The 12,389-nt window shown below is 36.8% G+C and carries 12 protein-coding genes; 1 reads left to right on the top strand and 11 read right to left on the bottom strand.

The window, feature by feature from the left end; translation table 11 throughout:
- Positions 1-19 precede the first annotated feature (19 nt).
- Together BUA72_RS05090 and BUA72_RS05085 are read right to left on the bottom strand one after the other, a co-directional pair.
- Positions 20-658: a DUF47 domain-containing protein gene (locus BUA72_RS05090; protein WP_040998750.1), complete on the bottom strand. Its 639-nt coding sequence runs from the start codon at positions 656-658 to the stop codon at positions 20-22.
- A 149-nt stretch (positions 659-807) separates the two neighbouring features.
- Complete coding sequence (locus BUA72_RS05085; protein ID WP_047453633.1) at positions 808-2,532, bottom strand: DEAD/DEAH box helicase; 1,725 nt, start codon at positions 2,530-2,532, stop codon at positions 808-810.
- 612 nt (positions 2,533-3,144) lie between these two features.
- Here BUA72_RS05085 and BUA72_RS05080 point away from each other — a divergent pair.
- Entirely contained in the window at positions 3,145-3,807 is a 663-nt protein-coding gene (locus BUA72_RS05080; RefSeq protein WP_072922032.1) for a DUF2461 domain-containing protein, read from the top strand.
- 504 nt (positions 3,808-4,311) lie between these two features.
- On the opposite strand, the gene BUA72_RS05075 is transcribed toward BUA72_RS05080, so the two are convergent.
- The 9 genes from BUA72_RS05075 to BUA72_RS05035 form a co-directional block, all read right to left on the bottom strand.
- Entirely contained in the window at positions 4,312-5,370 is a 1,059-nt protein-coding gene (locus tag BUA72_RS05075) for a diphosphomevalonate decarboxylase (protein ID WP_072922031.1), read from the bottom strand.
- A gap of 76 nt (positions 5,371-5,446) precedes the next feature.
- Positions 5,447-7,216, bottom strand: a complete 1,770-nt coding sequence (locus BUA72_RS05070) for an AMP-dependent synthetase/ligase (RefSeq protein ID WP_072922030.1) — start codon at positions 7,214-7,216, stop codon at positions 5,447-5,449.
- Entirely contained in the window at positions 7,213-8,226 is a 1,014-nt protein-coding gene (locus tag BUA72_RS05065; protein WP_072922029.1) for an NAD-dependent epimerase/dehydratase family protein, read from the bottom strand. Before BUA72_RS05065 ends, BUA72_RS05070 begins: the two co-directional genes overlap by 4 nt.
- Positions 8,227-8,647: 421 nt before the next feature.
- On the bottom strand, positions 8,648-9,652 hold the full coding sequence (locus BUA72_RS05060; protein ID WP_072922028.1) for an MvdD family ATP-grasp ribosomal peptide maturase: 1,005 nt from the start codon (positions 9,650-9,652) through the stop codon (positions 8,648-8,650).
- On the bottom strand, positions 9,645-10,601 hold the full coding sequence (locus BUA72_RS05055) for an MvdC/MvdD family ATP grasp protein (RefSeq protein ID WP_072922027.1): 957 nt from the start codon (positions 10,599-10,601) through the stop codon (positions 9,645-9,647). Before BUA72_RS05055 ends, BUA72_RS05060 begins: the two co-directional genes overlap by 8 nt.
- An 82-nt stretch (positions 10,602-10,683) precedes the next feature.
- On the bottom strand, positions 10,684-10,911 hold the full coding sequence (locus BUA72_RS05050) for a microviridin/marinostatin family tricyclic proteinase inhibitor (protein ID WP_047453616.1): 228 nt from the start codon (positions 10,909-10,911) through the stop codon (positions 10,684-10,686).
- Between the two features lie 51 nt (positions 10,912-10,962).
- Complete coding sequence (locus BUA72_RS05045; protein WP_047453968.1) at positions 10,963-11,199, bottom strand: microviridin/marinostatin family tricyclic proteinase inhibitor; 237 nt, start codon at positions 11,197-11,199, stop codon at positions 10,963-10,965.
- Positions 11,200-11,245: 46 nt separating this feature from the next.
- On the bottom strand, positions 11,246-11,488 hold the full coding sequence (locus BUA72_RS05040) for a microviridin/marinostatin family tricyclic proteinase inhibitor (RefSeq protein WP_072922026.1): 243 nt from the start codon (positions 11,486-11,488) through the stop codon (positions 11,246-11,248).
- Between the two features lie 115 nt (positions 11,489-11,603).
- Entirely contained in the window at positions 11,604-12,383 is a 780-nt protein-coding gene (locus tag BUA72_RS05035) for an alpha/beta fold hydrolase (RefSeq protein ID WP_072922025.1), read from the bottom strand.
- Between the last annotated feature and the right edge of the window lie 6 nt (positions 12,384-12,389).

The raw sequence follows: 12,389 nt of genomic DNA, 5'->3' as shown, positions 1-12,389 counted from the left end.
TTCTGTTAGTTATAATTGTTTAAGCGTATTTAATCATGATGTTCTCAATCGTGTTGGCAACATCTTCAGCTTTGTCAGTTACTATTTCAAGATAATTAAGTACAGATGAAACTTTGATAATGTTGATGGCATCATTGGTTTCAAACAGATCTACCATTGAGTTGGAAAGCAGGTCATCTGCAATGTTTTCAATAGAGTTTACTTTGATACAAGCTTCTTTCACCTGATCCATATTCTTAAACCCTTTAAGGTTTTTCATCGCATTCTGAATCTCAAGACAAGCCTTGTGGATCAGGAGTGAGAAATCCGAATACGCCTTCATCTCAGGCGATTTGTATAAGAAAATGTATTTTGTGGAAGCGTAGATGTAATCAGCGATATCATCAAGGCCGGTTGCCAGGGTGTGAATGTCTTCACGGTCGAACGGCGTAATGAAGTTTTTTCCTAATTCAACGAAGATCTCATGCGTAAGCTCATCATTTTTGTGTTCGTAGTCGCTCATTCTTTTTAACATCGTGTCATCGTTAAGATCGAAATCTTTGATCCCGTTGTTAAAGTCTTCCGACATTGCAACTAAATTCTCCGTTACCTTTTCAAAAAGTACAAAGAAGATTTTATCTTTTGGTTGAAAAGCGTGGAAAATATTACCAATTCCCATTTTTATGTATTTATAATTTGGTGCAAATTTCCTAAAAAAGGATTTGCCCTGAAACTATATGACATTAAGTTTTGTTAACATACGATTAACGCCTGATTATCAAACAAAAAAACCGGCTAAAAGCCGGTTTGTATAGTGTAGTATGAGTATTAATTAGCCTCTTCAGCTCTCATATCTTTTCCTTTGAATTTCATTGATGCAATATTACTCAAAAGCTCTCCTTTGAATGATTTTTCAATTTCAAAGAAAGAGAATTTCTCTAAAATTTCAATATCACCAATTTCTGCTCTTTTTTTGCTTCCTCCAGCTGGTGAAGTTGCTTTATTAATAATATCCAAAACATCAAGTTTCTTCAATTGATCTTTTTTCCCTAAGTTGAAGAAGAATCTTACCATGTTTTCATTCTTTCTTCTAGGTTTTCCGCCACGTTCTCTTCCGCCATCTCTGCTTCCTCTTACGTCACGGTCTCCACGGTCACGATCTCTTCCTCTGTCACGGTCTCTATCGCGTCCTCTGTCTCTTCTTGAATAGTCATCATCTCTGCTGCTCAGTTTCTGCTCAGCAAGGTCATGCTTATCTTTGTAGTAAAGTGCAAGATCTTTCAATTGGAACTGTAGTAATTTGTGTACCAGTTCTTCTTTGGTGAATGCACTTAAATCAGGGATTAAGCTATCATTGAATTCAAAGATATCTTCTTCGTGTTCTGTAAATAATTTTTCAAAAACACCTCCCACCTGAGCTTTGATAATATCATCACCCGTTGGAATAAATTTCTCAACGATATCGATTTTCGTTGTAGATTTAATCTGCTTTAATTTTCTGCTTTCTTCAGGCTTGATCAAAGAGATTGAAATACCATCTTTTCCTGCTCTACCTGTTCTTCCACTTCTGTGAACGAATACTTCCGGATCATCAGGTAAAGAATAGTGAATAACGTGCGTTAAAGAGTTTACATCCAAACCTCTTGCTGCAACGTCTGTCGCTACAAGAATATCGATGTTTTTCAGTCTGAATTTCTTCATTACCGTATCTCTCTGTGCCTGAGAAAGATCCCCGTGAAGGGCATCTGCCGCATAACCGTTCTGCATTAAGAAATCAGCAACCTCCTGAGTTTCCATTCTTGTTCTACAGAAAAGAATAGAATACTGGTTCGGGTTCGCATCAATCAATCGCTTAAGAGCTTCTTTTTTCTGACGGTATCCTACTACGTAATATTCGTGTTTGATGTTCTTCTTAACCTCGTTAATAGAACCCACAGAAATACGGTGAGGATTGGTAAGATAATTTTTAGAAATTCTCTCCACTTCTTTATTCATCGTTGCCGAGAACAAGAATGTCTGCTTTGTATCCGGTGTTTCTCTAAGAATTGTTTCCAACTCGTCTTTGAAACCCATAGAAAGCATTTCATCAGCTTCGTCTAAAACTAACCAATGAATCGCAGAAAAATCAAGTGCTTTTCTGTTGATAAGGTCGATTACTCTTCCCGGAGTACCCACAATAATTTGCGGCTTGTCCTTTAAAGAACGAATCTGATCCATAATACTGCTTCCACCGTAAACCGCTGTGGTTTTGATGTCTTTCATGTACTTGGAATAATTTTTTATGTCTTTAGAAATCTGAAGACATAATTCCCGTGTCGGACAAAGCACCAAAAATTGGATTTTGCGACTCGTTTCGTCAATCATATCCAAAATCGGAAGCGAAAACGCTGCTGTTTTGCCTGTCCCTGTCTGCGCAAGTGCGATCAAATCGCGAATATCTGAAAGAATGAAAGGGATAGTCTGTTTTTGGATTTCTGTCGGGCTTTCGTAACCCAGTTCGCCAACTGCCTTAAGGATGTCAGGACTTAAATTGGACTCCGTAAATAAATTCATTAAATATTTTAAAATTTTTGCAAAGATACAATAAATATTTGACTTGTTTTTGAATAAAGTTCTAAATATGTAAAGTTTAATTCAGAATCCTTTAATATATTTTTAATTTTTAAAAAATTAAATCCAAAAAAACAGCCCTTGCGTTAAAAACATGTTAAACATTATTTTTTTTTATTAAATTGGATTGATTTTTTCGGTATTATTTATGAATTTTTACAAATAAGACCATTCAATGTAAATTTTTCTTTTTATAACTACACTTTCTTGTTATTGAAATAATCCCAGTATCCATGGCTTCATTTAAAGGTTTACTAACCTATTAAGAATGTTCAAATTACTGCAAATTCAGAGCTTATTTAAAAATTATAATTATTTTTTCAAACTGCAAAATACCTCCCCTTTTCATTGGGTTAAAGCTTTATTTCGCTCCTTGTTTAAGTCCAATCATAAAATTCCATGGTTCATATGATAAGACTTCTTTGATGATTTTAAATTTAGATTTCATAAGAAATAAAAAAACAGAGGCTCTATTTAATTTTGGTCACCCTAAGTATATTTTTTAACTTGGTTCATTTAAATCATATCCAGCTTACCATTAAATTCCCAATACATATGAGCACAATAAAGCCCGAAACATTTACATTCTTAAAAGAACTGACCAACAATAACAACCGTGAGTGGTTTACAGAAAATAAAAACCTTTACACAGAATCTCAGGGAAACGTCATCGCTTTTCTTGATGAACTGATTAAAGAAATGGCTGGATTCGATGAAGAATTAGGCAAGCTTGACGGTAAAAAAGCACTGTTCAGAATCTACAGAGATACTCGGTTTTCAAAGGATAAAATACCTTACAAAACCAATTTCGGAGCCTCTTTAGGGATGGGAAAAGGCAGCCAAAAAGGAGGTTACTACCTTCATATGGAACCCGGAAAATCTTTCCTTGCCGGTGGTATTTACATGCCGGAATCTGCTGTTTTGAAACAAGTCAGAAAGGAAATTTCGTTATATGGCGAGGATTTTCTTAAGATCATCAATCAGAAGGACTTTAAGAAACATTTCCCAAAGCTTGATCAGGATGATCAACTCAAAAAAATCCCTCAGGGTTTTGAAAAGGAAGACCCGATGGGAGACTATTTAAAGCTTAAAAACTTCATCGTGGTTTATAACCTGAAAGATGAGGAAGTTCTGGATAAAAATGCGGTCAAAAATATGACGAAGATTTTTAAACTGATGAAGCCTTTTAATGATTTTCTGAACACTCCCTTTCTTTAAAAAACTTAATAACAATATTTTTTTTAACGCAAAGGTTGATTTCTGGAATGTAAAATTTTAAGGGTGCAAAGAGGGAATCAATTTCATTGATTCTGATAAAGCAAATAAAAAATCGGATGGTTTAAAATTTCGCGCAGATTATACTGATTACACAGATTTTTAATACTTATTGATCTATCTGCTTTATTTGTTAAATCTGCGTGAGTAAAAAAATTGAAAAAAACTTCCAATCTAAAACTGATGAAATCTTTATCTGAAATACAATGCTTTTTTTAACGCAAAGGTTCATTTTTAGAATATAGAATTTTAAGGGTGCAAAGAGGGAATCAATTGGCATTGATTCGATTAAGCGAGTGTACAAAAAAGCCGTTAAAAATTCAGCCTAACTTTCACTAAAAAGAATCTGCGTAATCCGTGAAATCTGCGGGAGCTTTTTTCTCACAATTTTCACGAATTACGCAGACATATCTGATTTATCGGCAGAAGAACTGCCATTTTTTCATTTTAGAATTTCATTACATCCTTTACGACTCCATTCTTTTGCGTGTGCTGAAGTAACTCGGTTTCAATAAATGCTTTGATCTGATCTTCGGATCCGTTATTCGGGAACAGCAGGTGTACATTGGCTCCGGCATCCAATGTGAAGAATAACGGAAGACCTGTTTCTCTACGGAAATCCCAGACCTTATTGATCACCTCCATGGTTCCTGTTTTCATTAGGATAAAAGCTGGATCACTCATCATCATCATCGCATGCAGGGTAAGCGCTTCGTGTTCTACCAATTTAATAAAACGCTCCATATCACCGCTCTTTAAGATCTCTTTCATTGGAACAAAATTCTCTCTTGCTTCCTGAAATCTTCTTTCTGCATAAGGATTGGTGTTCATTAACCCGTGTCCTACCGTTGAAGAGACACTTTTCTGCCCTTCATGGATCAGTAAGACCCAGTCATTGAAATTTTTAAAGATGTCATGAATTTCAGTATCCGGATATGGTACAGCAAATAAGTCTGAACTTCCTTCCACCTCATCTGACATTCCCCAAACGACCAAACCGTTGTATAAACTTCTGCAGGCGCTTCCACTTCCCAATCTTGCCAGGAATGAAGCTTTTCTTAATGATTCTTCTTCTGAAAGTTCATTGGAAAATATTCCGTCAAGCTTCATCAGACATTTTGCAATAGCTCCGAATCCTGAAGCAGAACTTGCAATCCCGGAACTGTGAGGAAAGGTATTTTCAGTTCTGACAATGTATTTTCCTTTCAGAATCCATGGAAGATACTGTTCGATATTTTTAAAATATTTTTCAATTTTTTCAGCAAATTTCACCTCTTCATTTCCTGCTAAAAAAGTTTGCACCGAGAATGGTTCATCTGCCAAAAACTCCATAGAGGTATTGGTTTTACAATGATTCAGCGTATAACTTATGCTCGGGTTGGCCGGAATCTGGTTTTCATATTTGCCCCAGTATTTGATCAGGGCAATATTGGACGGACAGCTTTCTGAAACTGTCTCGGTATGAATGGTAAAATTTTGTTTTCCTAGAAATTCTTGTGTTGTCATAGTCTGATTTAAAATAATAAAACTCTTTTATTGAACCACAAAAGGAACTCCTTTAGTAGTCGGTCAAGCCTTATTTCTAATACATTTTCTCTATAATATCCGCGTATTTTTTAAGCACTACATTTCTTTTGACTTTCAATGTAGGGGTAATTTCGCCGGTATTGACATCAAATTCAGCAGGCATCAGCGTGAATTTCTTCACTTTCTCATAATCTGCCAGATGAACCTGCAATTCTTTAATTTTCTCTTTATACAAAGCAATAATGCTGTCCTCTTTTACCGCGGTTTCCCAATTGGTAAAAGGAATGTTGTTCTTTTTAATATAATCCTGTAAGAACTCAAAATTCGGAACAATAAGTGCGGAAACGAACTGTCTTCCTTCTGCTACCAGCATGATCTGCTGGATAAAGTTATTATTGGTCAGAAGATTTTCGATCTGCTGTGGAGCCACGTACTTACCGTTGGAGGTTTTCATCAGATCCTTGATCCGGTCTGTGATGATCAGGTTTCCTTTATCGTCAAACTTTCCTGCATCTCCTGTTTTGAACCATCCGTCTTCCGTGAAAACTTTCTGGGTTTCTTCGGGCCTGTTGTAATAGCCTTTCATTATTCCGTTTCCTCTGGCCTGGATCTCGTCGTTTTCACCGATACGGATTTCTACACCCGGTAAAGGTTTTCCGCTGGTTCCATGTTCAAAATGAGTTAATGGGAAAAGCGTCAATGTAGCTGTTGTTTCCGTCAGTCCGTAACCAACTGTTACGTGAATGCCTACAGAATCGAAGAATTTTGTCACTTCCGGCGATAATGATGCTCCACCACAAGGTAAGAACCACAATCTTCCACCCATCTTCTCTTTAATCTTGCTGAAAACAAGCATATCTGCGATCGATTCTTTGAATTTTAATCCAAAAGGAATCGATTGTTCTTTTCTTCTTAGCTCTGCAGTCTGCCATCCCGTTGCCAGCGCCCAATCGAAGATTTTTTTCTTGAGTGATGAACCTTCTTCGGCTTTTTCTAAAACTCCGGCATATACTTTCTGGAAAAATCTCGGTACCGCACACATCATTGTGGGTTTCACCTCTTCCAGCGTCTTTGCAATATTCTTCGGATCTTCCAGGAAATATACCCTTGCCCCGCCATAAAGACAAAGCAAACTCCAGCTTCTTTCGAAAACGTGGGTCAATGGCAAAAATGCCAGAGAAAGCTCTTCCTCAAAGTTTTTGAATTTAAAAAACTCGAAGTGAGAATCGAAAGCTTTGATGAAATTTCCGTGAGTAAGCATCACACCTTTCGGTGTTCCGGTGGTTCCGGACGTATAGATCAGTGTGGCTGTATCATCATTTTCTTTAGGACATATCTCCAGCTTAGAAGATGATTTGGCTATAAAATCTTCAAGATAAAAGCTGTTGAATTCTTTTTTGATCCAGATTGATTTTTTAGAAACAATGATCGTTTCCAATGGATTCCCTTCTTTCTGCAGAATTTCCAGACAGGCATCATACTGCTCCTGGTTGCCTACCAATATGGCTTTAGCTGAAGAGTCATTGATAATATATTCCGCCTGTTCTGCATTATTGGTTGAATAAACAGGTACCGTGATGGCACCCATCGCCATTGAGGCCAGATCAAAGATCATCCATTCCGAAGAATTGTCTGCGTAGATCGCTACTTTATCATTTTCCTGAATTCCTGCATTTTTTAATGCATTAGCAGTTTTAAAAACAATTTCACCGAATTTTTTCCAGCTCAGTTCTTTCCACGCCTCATCTTTCTTTTTAAAGCCCATCGCGGATTTCACCGGATGTTTTTCTACATTTTTTAGGATAATTGCTGCTGCAAGATTCATGAATTCAGCTTTTTGTCGTTAATATAATTTTTAAGATGAAAATCAACACTTTCCTTCACAGGAATCAACTGATAATCAATCTCTTTTTTAATCTTCTGATTGGATATGGTGTTAAGGGATGATATGGATTCAATATTGGATTTCGTAATGATTCTCAGCTTCGGAATCAGCCAGCCAAAAAGGATATTGGCCAGTCTTCCGAGGTTTAACTGGAATTTCGAAAGGATTTTTGCTTCTTTCAGTCCAAGCTGTGAGCGGATCTGTTTTCCAAGATCTGCATATCTTTTGTTTTCTGATATCAGAATAAAACGTTCTCCGAAAGCATTCTTTTCCATCAGATCAATGGAAATCCGAGCTGCATCTCTTACGTCGATATAACTGGTTCCTCCGGAAAATGTAAAGCCGTTTTTTTCAAAAGTAGGGAAAATATCTCCACTGCTCTGTCCCCAGTTTCCGCTTCCGATGATCATTCCCGGATTGACGATGATGGTATTCAGTCCTTCCGCAGAAGCTCTCCACACCTCCATCTCAGCAAGGTGCTTTGAAATGGCATAGGCAGAATGTTCTTCTTTAGGATTAAATTCTGAACTTTCGTCCAATTCTCCATTTTCATTAAAAATATCCAGAACCGCAATGGTGCTTACGTGCAGAAATTTTTTCACTTCTGAACCTTCACAGGCAAACAGCAGGTTTTCTGTACCCTTCACATTGGTATGGTACATTTCTTTTTCATCATGAGGATGGAAACTTACTTTGGCGGCACAGTGATAGACCTCATCTACCCCTTTTAATGCATTCTGCAGAGCGTCGAGATCATCAAAATCTACGTCTACCCATTCGATCTTACTGAAAAGATCATCAGGATTCTCTGTATAGAAACCGTAAGAATGCCTTACATCGTTTAAATTGCTGCCCGGTCTTTTGGAAGCACGCACGCTTTTCCCTTTTTTAAGAAGTTCCAAAACGATCACCCTTCCCAGGATTCCGGTTGCACCCGTTACAAAAATCATTAATTATTTACTTGATTGCTGACTAAAATATGACAATATTTTCGATCCGGCAATTCTTCATTTTACCAATAGGATTTTATGAAAAACTGCTTATGCAAATTTGCGATTTTTAAAGCAGAATTCCGCTTAATTTAACCAATATTATCATTTTGAAAGACTTTATCAATAAATTAACTGCAAAAGGGACAAAAGTTTTTTTTGACACTTAAGTTGTAAATAAAAGATTTGATTTGCAGTGATAAAAAATCTGTTGAATCTGTGTGATCTGCGCGAGATTAGTTTTTTAGTGTCAATAGTGAATTTTGCTTTGCAAGTGAATCGTCAATTATGAAAGCATTTGATGTAAAAACTTTCGTTTTAACAGACAAAAAAGCCCTTCAGATTAACAAAAGGGCTTTGAGTATGAATTAGCGATGACTTTTTAAGCCATAACCGAATTGTTTCTTCTTGGAGCTTTGTCGCAAAGAACGTCTGCGATACTCTTGGAAATCATATTGTCTTCCGTTAAATTATCTAACCAGAAAAATTCACCTGCTGCATTGATCTCAATGAAATAATATTCGTTTTCAGGGGAAACAATGATGTCTATCGCACCATAATCCACATTGTACACATCTAAAAGTTCAAGGAGTTTTGCTTCAACATCTGCCGGAAGCTCTGTTCTCTCCCATTTGGTCAACAGGTTCACTCCATCTTTTCTCCAATCCACTTTAGCATCTTCAGACTGCTGGGAATCTATTTCAAATGCGTAAACGTCCTGTCCTACAATGGTAACACGAAGTTCTCTTTTCTTTTCTATCTTTTTCTGAAACTGCATCGGGCAATACACCAGTGAATCCAGTTCTTCAAGCTTATCCTCACTTACCACGTTGGTAAAAACAACACTTTCTACCCCGTCTTCATAAATAGCAAAACCGGTCTGCATTTTTGCCACTACATTCTTGTGCTTAAGAATAAATTGTCTGGCTTCTTCAGGATTGTTTGTCAGGCAGGTTTCAGGAATTTTAAGTCCTAATTTAACCGCAATTTTCAACTGTTCTTCCTTGCTGTCCAGCCTTCTGTAAATACCCGGTTTCCCCAGTGCATAAGCATCTACAGACTCTATAAATCCGAAAAGCGTATTGCGGATCTCGCCCATAGCTGCTCCGTAGAATTTTTTATCTAACTCTTCTTTTAAGCCGTTTCCGATGTTATAAGCTCTTCTGTACCAAATAGCTGCAATATCATCCAGACGGTACTTTTTATCTTTGGTTTCAAGGATACTTACCCATTCCCCATCCTGAAAAATGGTGGAGAGTTTGTTTTCTATAGGATACAGGTCTACATCGAAACGTACGACTTCACAACCGTTTTTTTCTATGTATTCCGTTACTTTTTCAATTGAAAAATTATCTGCAGTATGCGTAATGATTAGTATTTTATTCATGGGTATTGATTCTTTTTATAAGGTTGTCGGCAATTTTTTCTGCAATGGGAAAACCCAGCTCGTTCTGCAGCATTCCCCATTCTCCCTGCGGATTTACTTCCAGGAAATAATATTCCCCGTCTTTTCCTCTGATCATGTCAATAGCTCCGATATAAAGTCCCATTTCTTTCATCATAGACGTAAGACCTGACTTTATATGTTCAGGAAGTTCATAGGCTGACCAGGTATAATTTTCATTAGCCAGTCTCCAGTCTACATTCTCGCTGTTATTGATCTTTCCGGTAAAGAAATCTCCTGCCAGGTAGACAATTCTCAATTCATAAGCTTTGTCTATATAAGGCTGGAAGATCATCGGACAATAGGTGATGTCTGAAATATTCTCAAGCGTATCTTCTTCAATGATCATGGTTGAGATCAGATTTTCTCCGTTCATGGTCTTTGCAGTCAGGCTGTGAAGTTTGGCAACTGCTTTTCCGCCGCAGAATTCATGAAAAAAGGACGTAATCTTTTCTTCATCGTTGGAAAAAATGGTTTCAGGAATGGTAAGACCACTTTCTTTGGCCAGTTTTAGCTGAAGCATTTTATTTCCATCGATCTTTCTTTCATTTTCATAAGGATTGATCCATGGAATATTTTCCAGAACAGTGATCAGGTTATAGCGAAGGTTTGCGTATCCGCTCAGGAATATTTTTCGGTAGTCTTCATCCAGTTCTTCGGGAGTGCTTATTCCCCAGGCTTTTCTGTGCCATACAGCTTGAATATCTTTGGAATGTATGGTATTTCCGGACTCATCCGTGAGTTCAAATGAATTTTCGTTCACACTGATCTTCTGGAAATGATTCATCCGGTCAGAATTCAGTCTGAACCATGGAATTTTTTTGGAAGTAAGATATTCAAAAAAGATATCGATATTGTAAAAATCCTTTGAGTGGGTGATGCAGAGAATCATGTGCCGCTTTTTATTAAAAAAGGAAACTTAATGGTAAGTTTCCTTTGATATGATTGTATTAATACGATTAATATTTTACGTCTTAATCTAATGGAATTGTTGGAGAATCATCATCTCCGTCAGATGGATATTTCATAGTAACCATAAGATCGTCCTGAGGAGAAGTTACGTTATCTACAACCGGCTTCGTGATCACATCTCTTTCCGGAATGGTGATGATACCACCTCCTTTTACTGTTTCAGGATCTTTCAATTGTTTTTCTAAGAATGACGCAAAAAACGGCTTCTTTTTTGAATTTTTGTCTTTCATAATAATTTAGTTTGGGTTAAAATATGCTTGTAATTTCTTGTGTATCGAAATTTAAACAAGATCTTCATCACCGTCTGAAGGATACTTCATAGTAACCAAAAGATCTTTGTTCGGCGTTGTTACATGATCAAAAATCTGTGCTGTAACATTGTCTCTTGAAGGTATTGTAATGATGTCGTTATCCGTGTTTGTAATAATTCCACCTCCTTGGATGGTTTCCGGATCTTTGATTTGTTTTTCAAGGAATGAAGCAAAAAAAGGCTTCTTTTTTGAGTTTTCGTCTTGCATGGTCATTGAGTTTTAGTTAAAAAAAATATTTCGTTGTAATGTTTGATTACAAGTTTTCCAATTCTCCACCTTCATCACTGTCAGAAGGGTATTTCATCGTTACAATCTGATCTCTTACAGATGATGTAACATTGTCCAGAAGTTGAGATGTAATGACATCTCTTGTAGGTACCGTAATCATGTCAACAGTAGGTGCAGTAATTCCACCTCCCTGGATTTTTTCAGGATCATTAATTTGTTTCTCTAGAAATGAAGCAAAGAAAGGTTTTTTTGAGTTTTTCTTTTCCATAAGTTAATATATTTAGTTTTTTTGTAAAACTAAAGTACAAAAATTTCAATACGTGGGGAAATATTATCTTATTTTAAGAAAATTTTAACTAAATAATTGAATAGACGGAATTTAATTAATGTAAATCAAGAAATTCCTTAACAACATTTGCAAAATCAACCGGATTTTCAGCCTGAACCCAGTGCCCGGCATTTTTCACTGTTACTATTTTCGCTTTTGGAAACTGCTGCTTAATCCCGTATTCATCCTGTGGAAGGATATAATTTGATTTTTCTCCTGCAATGAATAAAGAATCACCTTCGAAAACACCAAATTTTACGGCATTCGAAACAAATTCGTTATATTTTTCAGATAAAGTTTTAAGATTAAACCTCCAGTTCAGTTTTTTGCTGTCATCCCAATAGAGGTTCTTGGCTAAAAACTGTATCGTAGATTTCTCTGGAATATACTGACTCAACACCGTTTCTACCTCACCTCTTGAACCTACAGTATTAAAATCTACTGTTTCAAGAGCCTTGATGATTCCCTGATGATGCGGAGGATAAGCCTTTGGAGAAATATCTACTACGATTAGTTTATCTACTCTTTCCTGATATTTCAAAGCAAACTGCATCACAGCCTTTCCACCTAAAGAATGCCCTAATACATGAGCTTTCTGAAAACCGTAATGATCCATATAACGGGCAATATCGTCCGCCAGATCATCATGTGACATACTTTCGGAATGAAAGCTTCGTCCGTGGTTTCTAAGGTCAATTAAGTGTACGGGAAGGTATTCACCCAGGTCTTTTCCAAAACTTCCCCAGTTGTCCAGCATTCCAAACAGTCCGTGAAATACAAGCAGCGGCGTAACCGTAAGATTTTCGCCAAATATTTTTGAGTTTAAGATGTCCATTTTTTT

The organism is Chryseobacterium sp. OV279 (genome assembly GCF_900128945.1).
Classification (GTDB): domain Bacteria; phylum Bacteroidota; class Bacteroidia; order Flavobacteriales; family Weeksellaceae; genus Chryseobacterium.
Note: the sequence above shows the minus strand (reverse complement) of the source record. Positions and strands in the feature narration are given on the sequence as shown.